At 44.5% G+C, this 25,641-nt stretch carries 16 protein-coding genes; 11 read left to right on the top strand and 5 right to left on the bottom strand.

Annotated elements, in window-relative coordinates; genetic code table 11:
• Positions 1-32 precede the first annotated feature (32 nt).
• Positions 33-776, bottom strand: a complete 744-nt coding sequence (locus V7R42_RS11155; RefSeq protein ID WP_334020289.1) for a PRC-barrel domain-containing protein — start codon at positions 774-776, stop codon at positions 33-35.
• Between the two features lie 192 nt (positions 777-968).
• A complete protein-coding gene (maoP, locus tag V7R42_RS11150) occupies positions 969-1,325 on the bottom strand; it encodes a DUF413 domain-containing protein (protein ID WP_334020288.1) in 357 nt (118 codons plus the stop codon).
• Between the two features lie 399 nt (positions 1,326-1,724).
• On the opposite strand from maoP, the gene V7R42_RS11145 reads away from it, so the two are divergent.
• The 7 genes from V7R42_RS11145 (at position 1,725) to V7R42_RS11115 (ending at position 11,351) form a co-directional block, all read left to right on the top strand.
• Positions 1,725-1,892 (top strand): hypothetical protein, encoded by a 168-nt coding sequence (locus V7R42_RS11145; protein WP_014949813.1) that lies wholly within the window; start codon positions 1,725-1,727, stop codon positions 1,890-1,892.
• A gap of 126 nt (positions 1,893-2,018) precedes the next feature.
• Positions 2,019-2,849 (top strand): LysR family transcriptional regulator, encoded by an 831-nt coding sequence (locus V7R42_RS11140; RefSeq protein WP_334020287.1) that lies wholly within the window; start codon positions 2,019-2,021, stop codon positions 2,847-2,849.
• A 73-nt stretch (positions 2,850-2,922) separates the two neighbouring features.
• On the top strand, positions 2,923-3,273 hold the full coding sequence (locus tag V7R42_RS11135; protein ID WP_334020286.1) for a DUF2750 domain-containing protein: 351 nt from the start codon (positions 2,923-2,925) through the stop codon (positions 3,271-3,273).
• Positions 3,274-3,398: 125 nt separating this feature from the next.
• Positions 3,399-3,632: a DUF2789 domain-containing protein gene (locus V7R42_RS11130; protein WP_014949810.1), complete on the top strand. Its 234-nt coding sequence runs from the start codon at positions 3,399-3,401 to the stop codon at positions 3,630-3,632.
• A gap of 68 nt (positions 3,633-3,700) precedes the next feature.
• On the top strand, positions 3,701-5,089 hold the full coding sequence (locus V7R42_RS11125) for a ribonuclease J (protein ID WP_334020285.1): 1,389 nt from the start codon (positions 3,701-3,703) through the stop codon (positions 5,087-5,089).
• A gap of 216 nt (positions 5,090-5,305) precedes the next feature.
• A complete protein-coding gene (locus tag V7R42_RS11120; RefSeq protein WP_334020284.1) occupies positions 5,306-9,478 on the top strand; it encodes an EAL domain-containing protein in 4,173 nt (1,390 codons plus the stop codon).
• Between the two features lie 193 nt (positions 9,479-9,671).
• Positions 9,672-11,351, top strand: coding sequence for an AMP-binding protein (locus V7R42_RS11115; RefSeq protein WP_334020283.1), 1,680 nt, complete (start codon positions 9,672-9,674; stop codon positions 11,349-11,351).
• A 182-nt stretch (positions 11,352-11,533) separates the two neighbouring features.
• Here the strand turns inward: V7R42_RS11115 and V7R42_RS11110 are convergent, their stop codons facing one another.
• Positions 11,534-12,187, bottom strand: a complete 654-nt coding sequence (locus V7R42_RS11110) for a dUTP diphosphatase (protein ID WP_334020282.1) — start codon at positions 12,185-12,187, stop codon at positions 11,534-11,536.
• Between the two features lie 620 nt (positions 12,188-12,807).
• On the opposite strand from V7R42_RS11110, the gene recC reads away from it, so the two are divergent.
• Genes recC through recD form a run of 3 tightly spaced genes read left to right on the top strand, consistent with a single transcriptional unit; the run spans position 12,808 to position 22,766 of the window.
• On the top strand, positions 12,808-16,452 hold the full coding sequence (recC, locus tag V7R42_RS11105; protein WP_334020281.1) for an exodeoxyribonuclease V subunit gamma: 3,645 nt from the start codon (positions 12,808-12,810) through the stop codon (positions 16,450-16,452).
• Positions 16,449-20,507, top strand: coding sequence for an exodeoxyribonuclease V subunit beta (gene recB / locus V7R42_RS11100; protein ID WP_334020280.1), 4,059 nt, complete (start codon positions 16,449-16,451; stop codon positions 20,505-20,507). Before recC ends, recB begins: the two co-directional genes overlap by 4 nt.
• Positions 20,508-20,540: 33 nt before the next feature.
• Positions 20,541-22,766, top strand: coding sequence for an exodeoxyribonuclease V subunit alpha (recD, locus tag V7R42_RS11095; RefSeq protein WP_334020279.1), 2,226 nt, complete (start codon positions 20,541-20,543; stop codon positions 22,764-22,766).
• Positions 22,767-22,818: 52 nt separating this feature from the next.
• Here recD and V7R42_RS11090 read toward each other — a convergent pair whose 3' ends face one another.
• Both V7R42_RS11090 and V7R42_RS11085 read right to left on the bottom strand, forming a co-directional pair.
• The gene (locus tag V7R42_RS11090) at positions 22,819-23,226 is read right to left on the bottom strand and encodes a hypothetical protein (protein ID WP_334020278.1); all 408 of its coding nucleotides are present in this window, start codon (positions 23,224-23,226) and stop codon (positions 22,819-22,821) included.
• 106 nt (positions 23,227-23,332) lie between these two features.
• Positions 23,333-24,856 (bottom strand): aminotransferase-like domain-containing protein, encoded by a 1,524-nt coding sequence (locus tag V7R42_RS11085; protein WP_334020277.1) that lies wholly within the window; start codon positions 24,854-24,856, stop codon positions 23,333-23,335.
• A gap of 162 nt (positions 24,857-25,018) precedes the next feature.
• On the opposite strand from V7R42_RS11085, the gene V7R42_RS11080 reads away from it, so the two are divergent.
• Positions 25,019-25,639 carry a LysE family translocator gene (locus V7R42_RS11080; protein ID WP_334020276.1) on the top strand — a complete coding sequence of 207 codons (621 nt, stop codon included), beginning with the start codon at positions 25,019-25,021 and terminating at the stop codon, positions 25,637-25,639.
• Positions 25,640-25,641: the final 2 nt, after the last annotated feature.

Below are 25,641 nucleotides of genomic sequence, written 5' to 3'. Positions count from 1 at the left end.
ATCGCCAACAGTGGCATTTTTCGGTTGTTAATTTACGTTTTTTTCAATTGCTCGCAAAGCATAGACACGTACCCTTCTTCAGATATTTTTTCACTTTCCACTTCAGGTCTATCAACCAATTCGTCGTGACTTAAATTCACGACTACGCTGTGCGCCGCCCAGTCGATACTCTTAATATCACTAGGTAGAAGCGCGAGGTGTTTACCACCCGGAAGCCAGTTGTTGGTATCTACCACTAACATAATTATCTCCCAGCTCTCGGTATCAATAACGAAGTTACTAATGTGGCCCACGTTATCAGTGGTTGTAGCTACCTCATATCCACCGACTTCGCCTACTGCTCTTAGGTGGTTGGTGTTTTTTTTCGGGTGTTCAGTTTCAGACTCTTCAGCGTGTTGTAGTTCGACCAGTTCATTCGGATGAGCGAACTCCCCCCATGCTCCTGGTCCAATCCAATAGTATCCGTAACCAAAATATTTGAAGAGATTTTCTTCGTATTCACGTGACACAGGTTTATGTTCATCAATAGAGGGGCTGTTTTTTAATGTATCAACTGTCATATTGATATGAACAGACTCACTATCTTCATCTAGTTGCGTGACAGATATAGGTGATATTACTACTTTGCGGCTAAGTGGTAGCCACGTATTGGTATCTGCGACCAGGTAGCGAACTGTGAAGGTTTCATCGTCGAAAAGGATATCGCGGATGCCGCCCACTTTGTCATCAATGGCATGTATAGAAAAGTGAGTAAGCTGTTTTGAACTAATTATCATCGTTGCGCCTCCTTTGCATGGGCTTGTTATTCAGAATGAAATGCATGATTCACTGCACATCGCTCTGTATTACTACTAAGTGTAGACAGTCCTTAATATTTCTTCATTTTGTTCTTGTCTGACGTTGATTGAGATCATTTGTTCAATTACTAAAAAGCTCGCCGGAGCGAGCTTTTTAGCAATGATGTAGCATTATGCTACATCGAATTCTTCATCAGTATAATCTTCATCATAGTCTGACTGGTTACTTGCACTGCTGTGAAGGGTGTAGAAGTGTTTTTTGCCCCTAGCTAATCTCACGTATTTCGCCCAGGCTTTTTCTAGGTTATTGCTAGCCTCAACTTTACCAGTAACGAATTCGACAAAATGTCTCTCATCATCACTTTCAGGCGATAGCTCGCCGTTTTCTAGTCCTAGCAATGTTTTGCCGTAGTGGGTTAAAAGATCGGCTTCAGTAATGCTGAAGTCACCTGATTTACGAAAACCGTATGGAAACTTCTGACGGTCAATGTAAGGTTTTGCAGATTGTCGAATAGCTAAACTTTTCATGTTGTACCCAACGTAATGTTTTGTTCAGCGCACTTTTAAGATAATTAAAAACGAAGATAAAACAAAAGATTTTTCTCTTATCAATAAAAAATTTTTAACGGGTAAAAAAACTATGAGGCCTCTTGGGTTTTATTTGAGAATTATCCTAGCGAATGACATTACTGGAATTGCATTAACCTTTCCTAAATATTTGTAAATAATTGATATATTTTTTTATTTTGGTATTACTATCTGAAACCGTATCGCGGCGACATGGGCGTTAGGCAGAAGTATGCAGAGAATCTATGAAATCGTTGTTCGGAATAATCAAAAATTCTTATCGCTACGATGATTAAAATTCGTTTTCTATTTTTTCGCTTACGTTAATAATTAAAGTGTGTTAACAACCTAGAGAAGTCAATGAGTAAAGACTATCGTTACCAGCGTGATGAATGGGACTCGGTAGAAGAGGAAGATTTTCACGCTAAAAAGCCAAATTCCAAACGTCAAAGTACAGTAAAGGAAAAACAGAAGCGTGACCTGCAACGCCGTGATAAACAGCGTCGCCTGCACCAAGAAGAGTATTAATTCAACGAGTTGGTGAAATTTTAGTAAAGCGTACCGTTTATAGCGGTGCGCTTCTGTGCTTTTGTGTTTACTTGCCGTATTATCTGTGTCAATTTAGAGCTACTTTGATTCGGTTGTACAACAAGCATGGATATACGCTTTCTCACCACCTTTATAGAGGTGGCTAAAACTCGTCACTTTGGTAAAGCGGCAGAAAACCTTTACCTCACTCAATCAGCCGTCAGTGCGCGCATTAAGCTACTTGAAGAGTATTTTCATACCACGCTTTTTATCAGGCAACGCAACAGTATACAGCTCACGCAATCTGGTGAGAAACTTCTGCCTTACGCCAAACAATTGTGCGCAACGCTAAACGAAGCAAAGCAAGAACTTCAAATTCAATCCTCTGAATACGTGGTTTGCGGCGCAACACAGTTAGCGAGCGAATTGCTATTGCCTCAGATGCTCAGTCATTTACACAATACGTTTCCAGATTGGTCAGTAAAGGCTGAAGTACTCACCTTAGACACGCTGTCTAGACAATTGCACGAACGAGTGACCGACCTGTCTTTCTCCACTGAACCATTGAAATCTGAAGAAGTAAACAGCGATGTGCTGCTTGAGCAAGATTTAGCGCTATATAAAATTGGGCAGATATCAGAGACAATTGATGCGGCCGATTTTGTGGCTATCGATTGGGGAACAAAAGCAAGAGATTGGTTGCTTACTGCTTATCCTCAACTTCGAGATGCAAAGTTAAGAACCAATTCGTTGAATCTTGCACTTAATAATTTGCAAAGCGAGGGTGGTATTGCCGTATTACCTACCAATGTTGAGAGTCAGCTGCCTGATAGTGTGAAAGTGACCAAAATTGAAACGTTAGAAAACGTATCGTTTAAGGTTTATGTGCACAGCATGAAGCAAGTCAGACGAGTGGGTCTAGCGGAGATAATAGAAAGCGTTTCTAAAGCATGTTAACCGCTTCCAATAAATGTACCCACTGTGCCTAATTTTAAAGGCATGTAAATAGCAAAATTTAAGAGAGAATTTTATGTCACAATTACATCCTTTATTGGAGAAAAACGCATTTCAACGATTAGAAGCTAGCCTTGCAACGATAAAAACTGAAGAGAAACTCTTCATTCTTAAAGACGAGCACGGCTGCGTTATGCTAACTACCGATGAGGAAGATGGGGTCCCAGTTTGGCCTGATGCTGAGCTTGCACTACTATGGGCAACCGAAGACTGGGCGCACTGTGAAGCGATGGAATTAAGTACTGAAGAGTTTCTTAGCAAGTGGGTACCAGGCATGACGCAAGATGAATTAATGGTCATTGTATGTCCTGTGCCCGCTGAAGAAGGAGAGGTGATAACGCCAGAAGAGTTTGCTGAGTACCTTTAACATGTGATCTCAAGGGCAGTGCCAGGGGTAACTATTCATTAAGCCGATAGGGCACAAAAGCGTTAGGTAAGTATGACGTATATGGCGTTTTGCCTTGCCCTTAATTAATAACCCAAGGAGGCGTTATGTTTACTGAGCAACCCACAATGAATAGTCTATTTAGCCAACTCGGTTTAGGTAGTTCAGACGAAGAAATTGCTGAATTTTTTGAAACACATCGAGGGCTGAATAAGAGCCAACATCTTCATGAAGCGCCTTATTGGAATGAAAGTCAGTCTGCATTTTTAAAGGATGCCATTGTTGAAGACGCTGCGTGGGCCGAAGTGATAGACCAACTTAATGCTGAATTGCACGAATGATGTCACCTCCTTTGTAGAGTAAAATACCAAGATCCTTTTCAACGCTTTGAGATAAGGTAATAGCCATTTTGTTACAGCCATCTGCTGATGATTTGTGGTTTGTTCCGTTAGGCGGAACAGGCGAAATCGGTATGAACCTCAACTTATACGGTCACAATGGTGAATGGTTAATGGTTGATTGTGGTGTTTCTTTTGATGAACCCCTTGTTCCAGATTATAAAAACGGCACCCAAGCTTCGGACGAGAGTGCATTCAAAGCGACTACGCATCGTGTTGTTGCTCCAGATCCTTCATTTATAGTTAAGCAAAAAGATGCACTGGCTGGCATTGTTATTACTCACGCTCATGAAGATCATGTTGGCGCTATCCCTTATCTTTGGGAGCGCTTCCAAGCGCCAATTTATACCACGTCTTTTACAGCCGAAGTGTTAAGACGAAAGTTAGCAAAAAGCAAACTGGCAAACCGCATTGCTATTATTGAGGTAGATTCAGGTGATACCAAGCAAATTGGACCTTTTAACGTTAACTGGTTTGCAATAACTCATTCGCTTCCAGAACCCTTTGCACTAAAAATTAACACACCAGTAGGTACTGTTCTGCACACAGCAGACTGGAAAATTGATGCCAACCCAATAACGGGTTTACCTTTTGACGTTAGTTTGTATAAGCAGCTTGGGAGCGAGAATATTCTGGCAATGGTGGGGGATTCTACCAACGCACTAAAATCGGGCTTTTCAATTTCAGAAAGAAACTGTTATGACGGCCTTTTGAGCACTATTGCGCCTTTAAAAGGGAGGGTGGTTGTAGGTTGCTTTGGTAGCAATATAGCACGGCTCATTTCACTAGCTAAAGTAGCAAAGAAAACTCAGCGCTACATGGCATTATACGGTCGTTCGTTAATGAATATGTATGGCATTGCAAAGCAGCAGGGAATTTGGCCAGATGATCTACCTGTGACCGACCCCCATCATTTAGGTTACCTACCCGCTCATGAAGTGTTAGCTGTTGCGACAGGCAGCCAGGGTGAGAAAAATGCTGCACTGGCGCGTTTTGCAAAAGACACTCACCCTCACCTTAGCTTAGGGAAGGGCGATACTGTGTTATTTTCTTCGATAGTTATCCCTGGGAATGAAGAAAGCGTGGGTCGATTAAGTAATGCGTTGTTGGCAAAAGGAGTGGCGGTTATTCACAGTGAAGATAGCGCGCTGCCAATTCACGCCAGCGGCCACCCTTGTAAAGAAGAGTTGAAGCTTATGTATCACTGGGTGAAACCTACCATTGCTATTCCTGTTCATGGTGAACATCAACACCTGCAAGCGCATGCAGATATTGCCAAATCATGTGGCGTAAAAAAGCACTATGTGGGGCAGAACGGTGATTTGTACAGGTTAGCTCCACAGCCAAGCATTCGCCGGCAAGTTGTTCCAGTGGGTCGCATTCCCGTGCAGCAAGATTAGAGTAGAAATATCCAAAATGCTTTAAATACGTCGAGTTGGTCGCGCTTTCTGTCCTTGTGTATATCGTGCGTTTTATAAAAATTAAATTTTATTTATCAAAGTGATAGATGTCCTTTCCACATTTCTGAAATCCTTATTTTAGAAGCTGCCCAAGTTTCAAACATTCTGTTACACTTAGGTTTATAATAAAAATTTCAAACGTGCGACCCATTTTTGATGAGATATTTCAACTATCTTTTACTGCTGGTTTTAGTTGTAAGCCTACAAGCGGTGGCATCTCCACGACTGTCGAATCCAGTATTTCAATCTTTATCAACCAAAAATGGCCTTCCGCAAGACATCGTCAATGACATTGTTATAAACGAAGATGGTTTTGTGTGGATAGCAACAGAAGGTGGCTTGGTCCGTTGGGACGGAGTAAGAACCAAACGAGTAGCGGGTCCAGACAATTCTCTTATCGACTCATCCATTTATCGACTTGCACTTCAAGGTTCCGAAGCGCTATGGTTTAGCGTGTATGGCAGAGGTGTTTATTATCTCGATTTGGTCACTCAAGATGTGGTGCAATTGGAACCGACGTATTACCACGACTTTGAAGGTTTTGTTCAACATGCGGAAACCTTTCATTGGCATGATGATACGCACCTTATCATCGCACTGACAGAAGAAGTGCACAAATTTAACACCCAAACTAAAACACTTGAGCAGGTAGCTAAACTCCCTGAAGCGCTGTTGGCTAACAGTCAGAGTATTCGAGCGGCAATTACAATTGAAGACACCTTACTCGTTGCTACTACATCGGGTGTATACACAAAAAATATCAAAAATTTGGAACAGCCGTTACGTCGACTTGATTATTTAGGTGATATTCCAGAAAACCTCGATAACGCCAATGCAAAGTTTTTATTGTTAGACAACAAAGACAGAGTGTGGATTTCAACGGTGCTCGGCGTTTTTGTTGCGCAGAAACAAGACTTTCTCAAGCAGGTACAAGGCGAAAATGAGAGTGTCTTTACACAAGTCATAGCTGACAGAAACGTATGGACCCTAGTTCAGTATAAAGATGATGCGTTTTGGATGGGCACCAATAAAGGGCTGTATCAGCTTAGAAAAAAAGCCGGTGGCTGGGAGTATGAACACATACTCGAACCGCACAACGGGTTCATCGATATTTCGAACAAGAAAATCAACGCGATAGCGAAAGATGAATCAGATAACCTCTGGTTAAGCTCAGTCTATGCTGGTGCACTGTATTTTGGTGTAAAAAGCGCGGATATCTTTGCGATTCAGAATGAACGCGCTGGTGAGGGGAGCGCTTTGACTAGTCATGTAGTGTGGTCATTCGCCGAGACTGAGCCCAATAAAATTTGGATAGGTACAGAAAATGGGCTTAATCATTATGATTTCAAAACAAAGCAGTCGGAAAAATACCTATATTCAAACAGTGAAAGAGCGGTCATTGGTGAAGGAGCAGTAGACAAAATTCTGCCAACAAAAAGTGGCGAACTTTTTCTCAATACTTACAACGGAATACGCTTATTTGATATGAAAACAGGGAAAGCAAATCGGCCCAAAGTATTAAAAGGTGGCGACGACACTGTATTTGATGCTTACGGCACGGGAATGATGCTTTCAAATGAGGGAGATTTATACTTTATTGGTAATGAAGATTTCTTAAAGTATGATGTGGACGAAAAAGAAATTTCTTCCTTAGGGCTGGACCCCCGTGTTTTTGATATCAACTTCTCACAAGGTTTTCTCGGGCAATCTGACTATCACAACGATCGGTTGTTTCTGGCAACCGAAGGCGGTTTGTGGCTACTAGATCCAGACACTTACCAGCATGAATTAGTCTATCGATTCCCCGAGTTACAGCGCGGCCGAGATCGCTCTATTTCGTCTTGGGTCATAGACAATATGGGCGTGCTATGGCTGGCTTATAGCGGAGTTGGGCTAGTGGGAATAGATGCAGACACATTTGAACCCCTATACAATCTTAATGAATCGAATATCTTGCTATCAAATATTGTGTACGGCCTGCAAAAAGACGAAGCAGGTAGTATTTGGTTTAGCTCACATAAAGGGTTACACAATTACGATCCGTCTACTGGCCAAATTAAGAATTTTATCTACGGTCGCGAGTTAAGTGTTTCAGAGTTTAATCAAGGCGCTTCTCTTAAGCTAAATGACGGCCGACTGGCCTACGGCTCTACAAGTGGCGCTGTGGTTTTCTCGGCATCACAACTAGAAAACTTGGATGTTGGCAAAAGTTTACTAAGTAAGCAAACTGCTATAACGGAAGTAGCTGTAGATAATAGAGTACTAAGCCAACCGCTTAAAAACCTGAGCGGGCACCATTTCGATTTAGATCATGAAGATTATGGGTTAACCATTCACTTTTCTTCCTTGGCGATGTCAGGGGTCGGAAAAGTAAAATACTACTATAAATTGTTGAATGGCGATCGCATCGTCACTGAAGGCGTTACTGGCGACGCTAAAATGACTTTTACCAATATTGAACCGGGTGACTATGTGTTCTCTGTTGCTCCTACGCCAGGTAGCTTCGATTACAATGTTTTACCTGCTGAAATTACCCTCTCTATACCATATGCGCCTTTGCGTTCACCACTCGCTTATACTATTTATGCCGCGCTCGTTGTAAGCTTGTTCGTAGCTTATTTGCTATCTCGTCAACGCCAACTGTTTAGGCTGCAAAAGGCACAGCAGCAGGTAACTCTATTCAGTGATGCGTTTAGACAAACGCGCGACTGGGTTTTGATTTTTGATAAAGAAAAGCGTTTAGTTGCTGCGAATCCAGCTTTTGAACATGTGTTCGGCTTCAATAATAAGGAGGCGTTGCCCAAGCAGTTAGCACGACTTTATTTGCGTTACCCAACTTTAAATAGACATCTGTCTGGTAAGCTGCCTGAAATGCAGGGTGGGGATTTTTGGAAAGACGAGACCTCGATTGATGGTGCTGACGGAAAGCGCTACGACGTGCTTATTGATATAACCGCGGTAAGTGGTGAGAGCAATACTCCAGAGCACTACCTAATTGTTATATCTGACATAACAGAACAGAAAAATGCCGAACGCAAACTATTGAAAATTGCCACTTATGACGGTTTGACAGGGTTGGTTAACAGAACATTATTACTAGATAGATTGGAGCATGCTATCGGTCTTGCCCGTCACAATGAGCATCGTGTGGCGGTGATGTTTGTTGACCTTGATAGATTTAAAGGTATCAACGATTCTCTAGGTCATGATTATGGCGATAAGTTGTTGCGCATTGTTGCTAACCGAATGCGAAATCTTGTGGCTGAATCGGGTACCGTTGCGCGATTAGGCGGCGATGAATTCGTTATTGTTGTCGAGGAAGTTGCTGCGAACGATGACTTAAGCTCATTTGTGGCGCAAATTATTGAATCGGTTGAAACCCCTATATCCCTAGCAGAAGAAGTGCTTCGGGTTTCATGTAGCATTGGTGTGGCGTTTTATCCTGAAGATGCGTCAGAGCCTGCAGAGCTAATCAAGCAAGCCGATGTGGCGATGTATACGGCGAAGAAAGACGCGTTGAGCGGCTTTACCTACTTTACCACAGACATGAATGAACGTGCCAAAACGCGTTTACAGCTTGAAAATAAAGTAAAGCGAGCATATTCAGATGACTGTTTCTACAACCACTATCAACCAATCATAGATGCCAGGGCTAACGCCACTATTGGGGTTGAATTACTATTGCGAGGAAAGTTGGACAACGAACCTCTTTTCCCCGATCAGTTCATTCCGGTACTTGAAGAATTGAAATACATAATAGAAGTCACACGGCAGGCAATGCGAAGAGCTGCAGAGGACTTGTCTTCATGGTACAGCCAAGGCTTTACTGGGTTTGTGTCTATTAACCTATCTGCGCTTCACTTCAAAACCGAATTTGACTTAAATGGCGTGTTGGCCTTACTTGATGAGTTCAATTTGCCTAAAGAAGCGTTTCGGTTTGAGATTACCGAGGGCGTATTGATGGATGATAGTGACAACGCATTAAGACAGATAAATCGATTCGTTAAAGAGGGTTTTGTATTAGCCCTAGACGATTTTGGTACAGGGTACTCGTCTTTAAGTTACTTAAAGCGTTATCCGCTGTCTGTATTAAAAATCGACAAGAGCTTTGTTAATGAAATGACACCAGGTAATGCTAACGAAGCCCTGGTAACGACGACCATTACGTTAGCGAATAATTTGAATATGAGTTGTGTTGCAGAAGGCGTTGAAACAAAAGCGCAAGCTGACGAGCTGATTGGGAAATCGTGTTATTTCCACCAAGGCTATTTTTACGCCAAGCCTTGTACCGGTGAGGAAGTCACGCCACTGTTATTTAAAGCGTGGTAACAGATACGACCATAAAAATTCAAAAGCCGAATCTATAAGAAAACTAAATTCTGCCTCTCAAGCCTTGTTATTCGTCGCATAGAATGTAAACGCTTGTTTAAAAAGCTTGTTTTTCAATAAAAAATAGGGCTTATTAGAAGTCTGTGAAATCATTGTAAAAATGAGCTACATTATAACAACATATGAGTGACCTATGCCGCTAGACATGACAGCAAACGCAAATACCACGGAAGTAATTACATCTCCATTAAGTATGTTGTACCACTGGGAACAAAGCCGTGGGAACGACGTATTTCTTACGCAGCCTATTAACGGCGAATACCACGACTACACGTGGAAACAAGTCGCGGAGCAAGCCAGAAAAGTGGCGGCACGTTTACGAGAGTTTGATTTTCCACAAGGCAGCCGTATTGGCATCTTTTCAAAAAACTGTGCAGAGTGGTTCATCGTTGACCTGGGTATTATGATGGCAGGTCACGTGTCTGTACCTATTTTCTCTACTGCCGGTCCAGACACAGTCCAGTATGTGTTGAAACATGCTGATGTACAGCTGCTCTTTGTTGGAAAACTAGATAATACCGCCGAGCAAGTTGCATCAATTCCTTCTGAATATTTAACGGTTGCCTTCCCCTACCCAAACATTGCTACTAAACAGCAGTGGAAAGCGTTTATGGATATAGCGCCAATTACTGACTCGCCTGTGCCCGATATGGATGATTTGATGACAATCATTTATACGTCTGGCAGTACCGGCCAGCCTAAGGGGGTGGTGCACAGTTACAATACGGCTTGTTGGGCAGCGCGTCGCTCGCTTGATCAATTGGGTATTAACCAAAATGATCGCACAATGAGCTATCTGCCACTTGCGCATATTACAGAGCGTGTATTAGTGGAACTATCTAGTTTTTATAGCGGTGGAAAAATTCACTTTGTTGAAGATTTAACGACATTCCAACGAGATGTGGGTCACTGTCAGCCGACGCTATTTATATCGGTACCTCGCTTATGGACAAAGTTCCAAATGGGCGTGTTAGCGAAAATGCCACAGAAGAAATTAGATACGTTGCTCAAAATTCCGATTTTAAACAAAATTGTTGCGAAGAAAATTCGCAATGGCCTAGGTATTAATAACGCACGCTTGTGGGCTAGTGGTTCAGCACCACTTGCACCCGCGGTCATTGAATGGTTCGCAAAAATTGGTATCTATATTTCTGAGGGGTGGGGGATGACCGAGAATAGCGCCTACGGCACGGGCAGTGTTCCTTTTCGTCACGATAAAATCGGTTGCATTGGTAAGCCGTACGAAGGCGTCGACATCCGTACTTCAGAAGAAGGCGAAATTCAGGTGAAATCACCGTGCAATATGTTGGAATATTACCTAGAGCCGGATAAAACCGCTGAAGTCTTTACCGAAGACGGTTATTTACGCACGGGTGACAAAGGCATTATTGATGCCGATGGCTACGTTAAGATCACAGGTCGTCTTAAAGATATCTTCAAAACAGCGAAAGGCAAGTACGTTACACCCGCGCCGATTGAAGCTAAATTTATGGAAAATCCCATTGTGGAGCAAGTATGTGTAACGGGAACGAATTTGCCTCAACCTGTGGCTCTGCTTGTGCTTAGCGAAGAAGCGCAGAAAAAAGATAAAGCAGGTATTGAAGCAAGCCTTAAGAAAACATTTGAAACCATCAATGCAAAACTGGAGAGCCATCAGGTGATGGATCGGGTTGTTGTAATGAAGAACGAATGGAGCATCGAGAACGATTTACTAACGCCTACGCTTAAGGTTAAGCGCCATGTATTAGAAGACCGTTTCGTTGATATTATCCAAGGTAGCTATAGCGACAAACTGGTTTGGGTTGACGCGTAAAACTCTTACTGAACCTTTCGTTTAGGGAATAGTTAAAAAGCTCTGTTCATGACAGAGCTTTTTGTTATTAGCAGAAGCCCCGTAAGCATTGAAACAACTGCGAGCCTTTCTGTGATCGCTATTAGCCTTACGCTAGAGGTATACTAGCAAACTCAATTACGCCTGCTGCGCGTATTGCCCAATTAAGCAGGGTAGCGAGTGCGTAAACCTTCATAGACCAAGTCGCTAAACTCAGGCTTTGTTAAATCTAATGCATCCATTACTTCTACTAGGTGCTCGTTATCTTCACGACCGTCCCACACTTTTACATATGTGCCTTTTTTATAGCCATTATCTTGGCGGAAAAAATTAAGCACATTTTTACCCACGTACTGACGATACAGTTCGTCAGCCGACATTTCGCATTGGCTCACAATAAACATAAACAGCGGAACGCTGAAGCGTTTGGCGGCGCAAAGGCCCGTCATTAGCTCTAAGTTATCAAGGAGTGACAGGTTTGACGCGTCGTAGTCTTTTCCGTCGAACGTCACTGAAGTGTTGCCACTTGCTAGCTCAGAAGAAATACTTTTTGCGGACTCGTCAATATCACCTTTATATTCGATGATGCAGGCGCTTAGTGCAAAGTGCCAAATATCTACTAATTCCATTTGAAGCTGTGGCAAGTCTTTTTGCTGCGCTTTCCACCATTTCCAGCCGTGATGTTCAATTGCTTCAACAGACTCAACCATTGCTGCGCGTAAGTATCCGTAACCAGCGTTAAGCCAATCAGGGTTTACTTTGGCGTTCATTTTATCCTGTAGAGAAAGCATAGTGGCGAGTTGTTGCGCGGTTAACATTGTTGCTCCTGACCGTGAAATTGTATTGCGTTTTATAAAGGGGAAATTGTACTTGAATGACGCTTGAGGAGAAACTGCTAAATTGGGGCGGATGATAGTGATGTACATTCTTTACTATGTGCCTGCTTGTGGTGCACTTGCACCACAGTAAAACTGTGACCTAATATTCATGTTTTTCGATATTTAATAAATCTTTGATTTATATGGTTTTAAAAGTTGGCACTCAACCTGCAAAACATAAAGCGTTAACAGTGCTGCCCAGTAGCGTTAACGTGAATGAGTGCCAGGCAACGCTTATTCACGTTGTTACTGGGAAGACCGTAAACCTTACCCACACAGATTTTTCGTGTCCTGAGGTCTGTGTGGGTTTTTTTTAATTAAAAAATATCCCCATTGCTCTTCTCTTCATTAGATTGTCAGCTACTAACTCCACTTCATCAAAAATTAACAGACCCTAGTATTACTGTTCTAAAGTGACTCCGATAATTGTTTTGTCTATGTAAGACCTTTGCTTATCGAAATTTAGGAGAAATAACTTAACTACTGAGCCCAATGCGATACACTAAATATACTAGTCTTTGTACAGTATCTAAAAGCACGTTCTACAAAGGATTTTTCGATTGCTTGCGCTATATCCCTCTAATAAATTAGAACACTTAAGTTTTCTTCTTACCACGCTTTTACGTCAGCAGCCCATGGGCGTATTTACGCCAGAAACCATCTTGGTTGAAAGCCCAGGCATGCAGCACTGGATCAGTATGCAGCTTGCCACTGAACAGGGTGTAGCAATGAATATTGATTATCCTTTGCCAGTGCGCTTTATGTGGAATACAGCACGTACGGTATTGGGGCAAGACAAAGTGCCAAAACAGTCGCCGTATCGTCGTGAAGTTTTGACTTGGCGCATCGATAATATTCTCCAAGATGGCTCGCTGATGAGCGGTGATGCCTTCGAGCAAGTTAACCGGTATTGGCAAAGTGCAGGGAGTGAACAAGAGCAGGGGCTACAGCGCCTTCAGCTTGCTACCGCTCTGGCTGACGTGTACGAGCAATATTTGTTGTATCGCCCAGACTGGTTGTTTAAATGGGAAGCTAACGAACGGGCAGTGTTTGACGATATGGAAATATGGCAAAGCGAAATTTGGCGTATACTGGCCAAAGAGCAACCACTGCATCCTGCGCGCTTGCATCAAATGACCCTTGATGCGTTAGAGGCGGGTCATATACCGAATCGGCATCCAACGAGTAATCTACCTAAGCGTGTCATAGTGTTTGCCATCAATACTATGGCGCCGCAATTGATAGCATTCTTTGACGCACTCGCACAGCACATTGATATTCATATATTTCATCTGAACCCTAGCGTAAATTACTGGGGAGAGGCAAAGAGCAGCAGTGAACAAGCAAAGTTATTGCGCTTAGAAGGTCTTAAAAAATGGATGGAAGAAGATCAGTCCAACCCGTTGCTTGGCAATCTAGGTAAGCAAGGCCGAGAGCTTTTCAATTTACTGACCGAACTCGACACCTTTGAAATAAGTGCGTTTGATTCACCGAGTTTTGAAGAGGCTTCTAACAGTGGTGAGAACGTCCATCGTTATGGTCTACTTGAGTACATTCACAACGATATCTTGCAAGCCACTCAACCTAAACCACTTACTCGTGATTTGAGAGAAAACGACGATAGTATCACTATAATGTGCACTCATTCCGCGCTTCGCGAAGTGCAAGTGTTACACGACCACTTACTACACTGGTTATCTCAAGAAAAAACGCGCACTCCATCAGATATTCTTGTAATGTGCCCAGCCATCGAAAACTACGCGCCATTTGTAGATGCCGTATTTCACAGAGTAGGCACTAAGTCTTTGGCTGGCACTGGACAGGTTAAGCTTCCTTGTACCATTGCAGATAGAAGCCCTATGGACGCAGAACCGCTGATTGCGGCCTTTATGGCGCTGTTACAGCTTCCCGATAGCCGGTTTGGCGTGTCGGACATTATGGATTACCTGCAGCTAGATTCAGTGCAAAAGCGTTTCTTAGTGTCTCAAGATGACATAGAGCAAATGGTGGTCTGGCTAAAGCAAGCTCATATTCATTGGGGCCTTAATAGCGCGCACAAAACTGCCGTTTCAGAAGGCGTTGAACTGGACGAAACCTACAGCTGGTGGTGGGGAATTCGCCGGTTACTTATGGGTATGCTTGCACCAGATAGTGAAGTTATTGTTAGTGACTTACTAACCATTCCCGATGTTGAAGGACAAAGTGCGCTTACGCTAGGCAAGCTTATCGACGTTGTGGCGCTGTTAGGTGAGTTTGCCCAAGCATTAACAGCCCGAAGGACACCCTCGCAGTGGTCTAAAGCCTTAATATCGCTTAGAGATGCGTGTTTTATGCCGATAAAAGAGCAGCAACAAAGTTGGGATCTTATTGCCAAGGTTGCAGCTGACCTTGCCGCTCGATGCGAAGAGGCAGGGTATGAACACGAACTCACCCTTCGCCAGGTACGCGACCTGCTACTTAATCGGTTTTCGTCGCCAGATGCCGGAAATCACTTTATGACCGGTCAGGTTACGGTGTGTTCTATGCTGCCAATGCGAAGCATACCGTTTAAAAAAGTATGTATTTTGGGGCTAAACGACAGTGAATTCCCCAGAAAATCCAGCCCGCTAGGTCTCGATTTAATGGCGAGCGCTGGCCGCCAGATTGGTGATCGCTCACGGCGTTTGGAAGACAGGTATTTATTCCTCGAAGCCATTATTTCCACCAGAGAGAGCTTATATTTGAGTTATCAAGGGAACAACGTTACTAATAACAGTGAGCGGCAACCCAGTCTGGTGTTGGCTGAGTTCATGGATATGTTAGCAAACAGCTACGCACTTGATTTATCAAAATACAGCGTTAATGCGCCGCTACATCCTTTCAGTGAAGCGGGGTTTACGGGGCAAATTCCAAGTTACGAAACAGGGTGGCTACGGCTAGCCGACGCGCTACAAAAAACGAAATCACATCTCGATAGCCCAGATAATGAGTCTGCCGATGGTGGTAATAGGGCAATGTTAGCGCCATCAGCCGATACGCTATCAACGCAAACGCTTCGTTTATCAGGTATTCAAATTGCGAGAGCTTTCAAAGATCCGCTGGAATATTTTTCCGTCCAACGGCTTGGCGTGAATCTGTCTCAATCGTTTACGCTACTTGAAAATAGCGAGCCGTTTGAGACCAATGCGCTGCTGCGTTATCAGGTGCTCGACGCTATTTTTTCGTCTGCAGAGCGCAATTTTTCAGAAGAGCACAACTTGTCAGAAGAGCACGACGCCACCCGTCTTTCCTATGGTGAACAAGTGATCACCTATGCTTCACTTAGGGGAGATATTCCCAATAACCCCTTTGCCAGAGATGAAGTTGATATGTGGAAAGAGGGGGCATTGGCACTAAGTCAGGCCATGGGCCCTCACGACGCGGAACCTAAAAATGCGCACTTTCAGGGCAAATACATCAGCTTTACTTCATCGGCTTTATTAGGCAGTGACGCTTTAGTCGAGCTCTGTGCTGGAAAGGTCGACGCACATCGCGCCTTAGGTTTCTTAATCTCCCAACTCGTTTTTTCAAGCAGCGATGAAGCAACTAGCTACAGCAATTATCCGCTTGATATTTATTCGTGCGCTTGGGAAAAGGGCGAAACCATTTTGAAAAAGCAGCGTTTTCCCGCTTACGACCGGGAAACTGCTGTACGGTTACTTTTATTTATTGAACAGCTTTATATGGCAGTTTACACGGCGCCGACACCTATTCATTTAAGTTTGTTCGGTACCTTTATGCCCGGAACCAGAAATTCAGACACCAAGCCTGTAGTGGAAAGCGTAACACCTGAGATGTTTATCGACATACTGCGTGCGCTACTAGAGAGTGCGGACGATACTAGTGAAACCGACAAAGCGATACTTCGCCAAGTTCAACAGGCAGTAGATGAAGTGTGTCCGTTCGTTGATAAGGAAAATGACGGAGCTAGCGAAACGACAAGTGAAAAACACGAAAAAGCGAAACAGACAGTGGACCAAGCCGCTGCACTTTTTGATTCGCTAGAATTACAGCGAGCGTTAACCGACTGGCAGCAAAGTAGCGGACAATTTAGCGCTGATATGGCAAACAACCCTTATCTTAACTGGCTGTTTCCACATGGCGTTAGTTGGAACGATGTGCCGCATTTAAGTGCTTTTGTACTGCTTGCCATGGTCAACAATGCGTCTCAGGAGGAGAAGCTATGAGTTACAATCCTACATCCTCTGACGATCCAATGAGCAAGCAAGTTCAGCCGCAAACCGACGACCACAGCGGCACAGAAGCGCAATTGCTCGATGTAGTCGCTATGCCGTTAAAAGGGCGCCACCTTATTGAAGCCAGCGCTGGCACAGGTAAAACCTTTAATATTACGCGTTTGTATCTACGTTTATTGCTTGAAAAAAAACTCACCGTTAAAGAAATATTGGTGATGACCTTCACCAAAGCGGCTACCGAAGAAATAAAGGGGCGCATTGCGGCAACGCTTAGAGAAGCCCTACTTATTTGGCAGCAAGCGAAAGACAATGCCAACGAAATAGACAGTGGCTGCGACCCGGTTTATCAGCATTTATTTAATAGCTGTGAAACTGATGAGAGTTTGGCCCTTTTAAAAGCAGCACAGCTCGAACTTGATGAAGCCTCTGTGTTCACTATTCACGGCTTCTGTCAGCATGTTATTACCCAGTTAGCGTTTAACAGTGGCTTTGCCATGTCGCTTAACTTGGGCAACGACACCAGCGACTTATACCTTGAAGCTGCCGAAGACTTTATTCGGAAAATAAGCAAAAGCGAGGACGAGTTTAGACTGCTGGCAGAGTCAGGCTGGCATACACCCGACAAACTGCTGCGAGAGTTCAACGCCAGCATTAAAAGTACTCTGACCCCAATATTGCTTAGCGAAGAGGATATTGAAGCGGCGTGTACAATGCAGCTAGATGAAGCGCCGCACACGTCTTTAGCCTACGTCAAATCTCTTCTTCAAAGCGTAGAAGACAATGAAGGGCTATTGGTAGAACAACTCATCAAAACACCGGCACATAAAAAAGAACGGCCGCAGGAATTGGCTGCACTTAAAGCTTGGTTGCATGCTTGTGTAGATGAACAAAGTTATTATCTTCCACCACCGGAAGCGGAGGCCTTCGTTAAAGGTAACCGATATGCGCGGAATTCATCTGGCGTAAAAGAGATCTTAACGCCTATAAAGGACTTTGCAGGGGCGCTTAAAAAAGCATTTGGCGAGAAAGAAAAGGCGCTTGGTAAAGTGCCCGTATTCAAGCTAGTAGTTGAAGCCATTGCGTTCATCAAATCCCGCGTTGAAAAGCAGAAAAAACAGATTGGCGTTATCGACTTCGATGACCTTATTCGCATGCTCGCCGACGAAGTGGTGAAGCCAGACAATACGCTTGTGCCTGAGCTTCGTAAGAAGTTTCCCGTAGCGCTAATTGACGAATTTCAAGATACCGATGCAAAGCAGTACGCGATTTTAGACGCAATTTATCCTAATCTTGCGGATGCTAACGAAAGTGCGTTGTTAATGATAGGTGATCCCAAGCAGGCTATCTATCGCTTTCGCGGTGGCGATATCTTTACCTATTTAAAGGCGGGTAGGCAGGCCGATTACCGCTGGGTGATGAATACCAACTGGCGCTCGGTAGAGGGAATGGTTAAAGCCTATAACCGGTTATTTTACGGTGCGCCTGTGGCATCAAATAAACCCACCGATGTGTTTGGCTTTAACATCAAATACAACCCTGTGGAATTTACGCCTAAAGCGGCCGCGGCAAAAACGCCACTTATTGACCCTGCCGAACAAGATAGTGTAATGAAAAGCGGTGTAATGAAACGCAGCGCAATGAACTACGTTAGCATGTGTTTGGAAGACAAAGAAAACACCAACATTATGCGTCGCAAAATGGCGCAGTGGATTGCGCAGGAGATCTACCGCTTATTGAACGAAGCGCACTTCCAATCAGCCAACGGTAGCACCGCGCCGGTGAAGCCTCAGGATATCGCTATCTTGGTGAAAGACAGGACCGAAGCTGGCGCTATCAAAAGCGTACTGCAGCAAAAAGGTTTGGCGTGCGTTTATTTAAGCGATCGCAGTAACTTATTTGCCAGTGCCGAAGCCAAAGATGTTCTGAGGCTGCTTAACGGTATTTGGCATGCGAACGACACCAGTAAAGTGGCGTCGAGCTTGGCGTCGCCGCTTTGGGGATATAGCGCACAAACACTCATTGAACTGCTGTACCATGAAGATGACGCGCAGTGGGATGCTGCTATCGACAAAGTATTATCGTTGCGCGACATGTGGCTGCAAAAAGGGTGCATGAGTGTGCTGCTGTATTTAATGCAAGACGGCTACATGCAAGACAGCAACCAACCTCATGCTGACAGTGTGGAACGCGCCCTTACTAACTATCAACACCTAGCCGAAGTGCTGCAAAAAGCCAGCACTACTCACCAGCGCCCAGAACAGCTACTCGACTGGTTGAATAAGCAAATTCATAAGCCTGAAAGTGATGAAGAGCTTACTTTACGTCTTGAAAGTGACAGCCAGCTTATTCGACTTATTACGCAGCACGGCTCGAAAGGGCTAGAGTATCCCATCGTGTTTGTTCCTTTTGCTACCGGCTACAGAGACGCCGCTAAAAACGGCAACACTACGTCGCAAATATTTACCTATTACGACGAAGAAAAACAAGATTTGCAAATGCAACTAGGGCAGACGCCACAGGCCATAGCTCGCGTTCAAAGCGAGAGCGAAGCGGAAGACATGCGACTGGCCTATGTGGCGGTAACACGAGCTGCCCATCGCTGTTACATGGGCGTTGTACCGCTGACTAACAATGAAAGAAGCGCATTAGCACGAGCCCTTGGCGTAGGTGGCGATGGCAGCAACAACGATTGGTCAAGCGTGTTAAACCGCGTTGCTGAAGAAGATGCGTCCCATGCCAGCCATATCGACGGTGATGAGTTTGAGGAAGTGTATACTGGCTTTGAACAAGAAGATGAGTTACCTCAGCTTACCGCGTTGCAATTTACCGGCACGGCAAGCGAAGAATGGCGACTGTATTCATTTTCAGCAATGAGCCGCTTAACCACGGTTGGTGCTAACCAAAGCGTTGAAACAGGCACAGCAGCACAGTCAGGCGCAACAACAGAGCCCTTGAGTCAACCCCTTCCTAGTGTGCCCGTACTTCAAACCATTCGAGATGAAGAAGTGTATGCAAGCGAGACGCTTGTAGATGAACAGGGTTCAGTTTATGCAGACATCAAATCTTCGGTAGGTTTAGCCAGTACGGTTAGTAAAAGTGATCTGCGTTTCACCCTTGAAAAAGGTGCGAGTGCAGGTAATTTACTTCACGATATTCTAGAGCACAGTGACTTTAGTGCACCCGATTGGGAAGAAACGGGTAAGGAACTGGTTAACCGCTTCGGGTTAGATGAAAAGCGAACGCCGCTACTTTATGAATGGTTAGAAGAAGCGCTACAGACGCCTCTGTATCCCAATATGCAGTTAAGTATGAGTGATTTGCCCTTAGCGCAAACCCTGCGCGAAGCAGAATTCTATTTTCCAATGAACGACACACAATGGACTCAGCTTCGTGAAGTACTCGCGACTCATCGAAAAAACGTGGCTGACGTTATTGGTGGTGAAGTGGAAACAGCGCCACAACTAATTACTGCAAAATTACAGGGAATGATGCACGGGTTTATTGACTTGATTTTTGAGAATGACGGTCAGTTTTATGTGGCAGACTACAAGTCAACTTGGCTTGGCGATACATTAGATAGCTACACTCCAACAGCGCTGTTTCACAATAACCAGCATCACCTTTATGACCTTCAGTACTTAATTTACTGCTTGGCGCTACACCGTTATCTAAAAAATACGCTGCCAAATTACGACCCTGATATGGATTTTGGTGGTGTGTATTACCTGTATCTACGCGGTATGCACCCAGAAAACGAGCGTGGTGAAGGAGTGTTTTATACTGATATTCCATCGTCTGTACTCAATCGATTAGACGGGATATTTGCGAGCAAAGATGAGGCTCTACAAAGTGATAGTTCAAAGAATGAAAGTTCGGGAAATGAGCCTTCATCAAGCGGCGTGAATACTGCGGCGATAAGTGCTAGCGAAACAAGCACATCTGCAAAGGCTTCGACAAAGGCAAGTTCAAAAAAAGCAGGCAGTTCTCGCCAACCATTAGAGCAACAACCTTCTGGTCAGCAGCAGTTTAGTTTCGATGACGAGTAGTCAACATCAAAGAAGCTAGAGCAAAGGAAAATAATGAATAACAATCAAGATTCTGTATCATCATTTTTTGATAATTTGTTTGGCATCGAGGCTATCGACAAGTTTGTCGCAAAAGAATTTGGCTTTGTTGATGAACTAGAAAAAGAAGAACAGTTTATCTGGGCTGGGGTCTTAGCGTACTTGTCTTATATGCAGCGCAATGGCCACAGCTGTATCTATCTTAAAGACATAGCGGGTACGACGCTTTTTAAAGAGCTAGTAGCTGAACAAGAGGCGGCCTTGGCGGCCGAAACAAGTGAGCATAGCAGTAACGGGGTGGCTGCTGCATCACTGACGCTGGTCGAACAATCAGAACAGGAAAAAGCGCCCAAAACAGGTGTCGACGTGCCACAACTAACGCCGTTACTTAGCATTGTAAAAAGCGCGCTGAGTAACGAGCAGGTGGCTCAACTATTTGTTTATAACAACGGCAAATTGTATAGCCGCCGCTACTATGAATTTGAACAAGAAGTGGCGCGCAATGTAGTAAAACGAGCGACGCTTACGCCGTTAAGTGATGACGCAAGCGAAAAAGTAAAGCAACTTTGGCCTGCAATATTTCCCATCCAAAAAACCAATCAGCAAGACTGGCAACAAGTTGCGGTAGCAAAAAGCTTGATGCAGCGCTTTTGTGTTATAAACGGTGGTCCAGGTACAGGTAAAACCTATACCGTATTGCGCTTATTACTGGCGTTACAGGCATGTGATGAAAACTTGAAAATTGTGCTGGCTGCACCTACAGGCAAAGCGCAACAGCGTATGACCGAATCTATCATGAACAGTATAGATGGGCTTCGCGGCAAGGTGGACGACACAGTGCTTAACAACGGGCCTACCGATGCTGTGACGCTACATAGATTACTAGGATTGCGCGAGCACGGTGTATCGACTAAGTACAACCAGCATAATCAGTTGTCTGCAGATGTACTCATTGTCGATGAGGCAAGTATGGTCGACCTAGCGTTAATGACGCGCATAGTACGAGCGTTGCCAGACCACGCACGGCTCTATTTTATCGGTGATGCTGACCAGCTTCCTGCGGTTGAACTTGGTAACGTGCTAGAGCAGCTCGTTAGTGACGGGGCAGCAAGTTTTGATGAAAACGAGAATGCGTCAAATGGCACAAACAGCGCACATAGCTCACCTAGTTTAAACATTCATGACGAGGCGCTTTCTCTAGGTAGCGTGCCAGCGCTGATGCGACAGCATATCGTAACCCTATGCCCGCATCTACCCTTGTTACCGGTTGATGAGCAGGCAAAAAGTTATGTAGCAACTCTGCAAGCACCTCAGCGCTTCAAGGGGCAGGTGGCTAAAGTTGCAACGGCCATACAGCGAGGTGATGCAAGCGGTGCACTTGCCGCTATTACCGACAAGGCTGGCGACAATAACGAAAGTGCGGGTCTTAGTTCAAAATTCGAGTCTAACCCTGTTTCAAATACGGCAGCACGCCTACAATCAGGCGTTCAGCTTTGGCCTGAGCGCCAAGTTAGCGGCCGTGATTTACACAAGTTGGCCAAAGAAAGCTTCTTGCCCATTTTTGACTCGGGCAGCGCTGAAGAGGCGCTTAACCACTTGAATGTTGTGAGGTGGCTAACACCAGTTCGCAGGGGCGCAATGGGCGTAGAAGGGCTGAATAATTTGGTGTTCGATGCCATCAAGCACAAAATAAAAAGGCGGGAAGGGCATTTCTATCAAGGTCAGCCCATTATGATTGTAAAGAACCATCACCCTCAGCGACTATCGAACGGCGAGGTTGGTGTAATCTGGCCTGACAGCAAGGGAAAGCTATATGCGTGGTTTTACCAAGATAGCCAAGCTTCAGGTCACAAAGGTTCAGGTCAAAAAGCTTCGGCAAATGCGGGAGACAGTGCTAACAAGGCGTTAGAGCAAAAACAAGCGTTGCGCAGCATATCGCTATCAAGGATACCGCAGTTTGAAACTGTGTACGCCATGACCATACATAAATCGCAGGGCTCTGAGTTTAACCATGTTGTACTTATTCTACCTAAGCCTGATAGTGAGAAAGCCGCCAATTTATTTCATCGAGGCTTAGTGTACACAGGGTTAACCCGAGCCAAAGATGGCTGCTTAATCATTTCTGATAACGCTACATTTAGCCACATGATTCAACGGGTGGATAAGCGGTATTCCGGGCTGTCTGAAGCGATCAGCCAGCGCCTAGAGAGCAGTTCAAACGCTACCACAGAAATCGAATAGAGGAAAATGTACTCTGACCCCAAATTTGGGGTCAGAGTACATTTCTGTGTGTTTATTTTACTGGCGTAAAAAGGCACAGACCACGCTTATTTATATCAATGGGGGTTTTACTTATTACATAAATCCGCATAGGCGATGTGACGCGTAAAATACCGCCTTCAGCCTTTAGAAATTGAGAAGGCAAAAGCACAGATGTATCAGTGGCGTCTGTGTTATTTGTTTCTGGTTTTATGACAAAGTGAGACAAACCGAAGTGATCCAGCCAACCCAAAATATTGTCTGGCGTTGCCACAAAATTATCGTGCTTCAATACACTGCTGTGTAGCGTAATGTTAGCGCCGAAAACGGGCTTGGCCTCTATTGCTATTTGGGTGTTTGGTTTTAAGTGTAGCCTGTATAACCCATGTGCTTCAGGCACAATGTCATCATTTGTATCTGTATTATTCACTAGCGTAAGCATACAAAGTTTCGCATGGTAGTTCTGATGCTTTTATTTTGGTGGACTTATGGCAAGGATGCGTTGATGTGGATCAACTGCTCTATGGTTTATACGTCCTACCTCTTATTTAGACTTCTTGCGCTAAAAGCAACTCGCCAAGGCGCTTGATAGCTCCGGTGCGTGCAGCCTGCGTACTATCAATGAAATTAAAACGCAGGCAATGTCGATACTTACCCGTTGCCGAAAACAGCTGCCCCGGCGCGATGTAAATGCCTAGTTGCTTGGCCTCATCAGCTAGCTTCACGGAGTCATACCGGCTGTGTAGCTCTACCCAAAGCACATAACCCCCTTGAGGATAGCTAATACAGGTGTCGGCGGGAAAGTAACGCTTAATGTCTGAACGCAATGCATCTCGTGCACTTAGGTAATGGTGACGCATAGCCCGAATATGTTTGTCATAACCGCCTTGCTCAATGAAACTGGCAATAGCTAATTGGGGCAGAGTAGGGCACATAGAGCTACTGACATATTTAACGTGGAGTACCTTATTTCTATAGCTTCCCGGCGCTATCCAACCCACGCGAAAACCAGGAGCCAGCGTTTTTGAAAACGAGGAACACAGCAAAACGCGCCCATCTTTATCAAACGATTTAATGGTTTTTGGACGAGGGTAAGCATAGGCAATATCGCCGTAAATGTCGTCCTCAATAATGGCTACGTCGTACTCTCTGGCCAGTTCATATAACGCTTTCTTTTTCGCCTCAGGCATAACGAAGCCCTGAGGGTTATTTACCGTTGGGGCGACTAAAATGGCCTTTATCGGCCATTGATCAAGCGCTAGCTTTAATGCCTCTAAACTTAGTCCGGTTTCAGAGTCTGTTGGGATCTCTAACGCTTTTAATTCAGCGCCCTTGATAGCTTGCATAGCACCGTAGAATCCGGGGGATTCTACCGCTATCACATCGCCAGCACTTGCCACTGCACGAAGGCACACTGATAAGGCTTCCTGGCAGCCAGAAGTCACAATGAACTCATCGCTTTGCAGCACACAGCCCGATGCTGCGGCCAATCGGCTTAGCTGTTTTCGCAGAGTTTCATCACCTTTTACGTCACCGTATATCATGCCGTCCAAGGCTCGATGTTTGGTGAGTTCATGCAGGCGTTTTATAAGCGGTTTAAGGGTTTTGGCAGTCATGTTGGGCATGGCATGCTGAAACTGGCACAGGGTTTTAGCGTCATGATCTTTATTGAAGGTATTAAGTAAAGTGTCTAGCACATCTTCCCATTGAGACACATCCATAGGGCGTTGCGGAGGCTTCGTCATGCTAGGGGTGTTATCTATTAATATACTACGGGCGACAAAATAACCTGATTTAGGTTTTGCCTCTACCAGTTGCTGCGCTTCTAACACTCGATATGCTTCCTGCACAGTAGCTATACTTACTTTATGCTCCGTTGACAGCTGCCTAACCGAAGGTAACTTGTTCCCCACCTCAAAAACACCACGCTCGATTTGGGCTTTAAGTTCATTGGCTAATGTTTCGTAAAGCGTCATCGCAATATTTATTTTTATGAAGTCATCTGCATACAGATAACTATATCTTAATTGACAGGAGCTTTTAACCATACAGATTGGTAAAATAACTACCATACAGACGTTACCATGACTAAACTGTATGGTTGTTTTTGAGTGTATTTGGGTATGATGCATACAAAAATATGATTGTATTGTGTTGGTGAAAACAAGCGTTTGGTTAACCGACCCCTTTCTTTGAAAGAAACGCATTGCTCACCTCAACACATAAGGATTGTCATGGAAACATCTTTGCTCATCGCGCTTGCGACATTCGCATTCATCAGTACGGTAACGCCTGGCCCGAATAATATGATGCTATTGGCTTCTGGGGCACAATACGGTTATAAACGTTCGCTGCCGCACATGGTGGGTATTGTAATTGGTGTTGCAGGTCTAATGATAAGCACGCTGCTGGGCATTGGTGCGCTGTTCAACATAATTCCCGTACTGTACAGTGTGCTAAAAGTACTTGGCGTGGCATACCTGTTATGGTTAGCATTTAAAATTGCCACTGGCCCAGTAGATGAACCAGTAGATGAGATTGAAATCAAAATTAAATCGACCAAACGTCAAGGGCCGCTCAAGTGGTGGGAAGGGGCATTATTTCAGTTAATTAACCCTAAAGCATGGATGATGGCGTTAGCAAGCGTAGGCACGTTTTCACTGCCTGGCGAGCACTACACCCAATCTGGCATTGCAATTGTTACCGCTTTTGCCGTGATTGGTTTTCCAAGCATCTCGCTTTGGGCGGCGGTAGGCGCAAAAATACGCGTGTGGTTGAGTTCGCCAATGCGAAGACGGCAGTTTAACCTCACAATGGGCGCGGCCACAGCAGCGACATTATTTTTGATAGTGTGACG

Source organism: Alteromonas sp. S015 (genome assembly GCF_036864485.1).
GTDB lineage: Bacteria > Pseudomonadota > Gammaproteobacteria > Enterobacterales > Alteromonadaceae > Alteromonas.
This window is presented reverse-complemented; position numbering and strand designations above follow the sequence as displayed.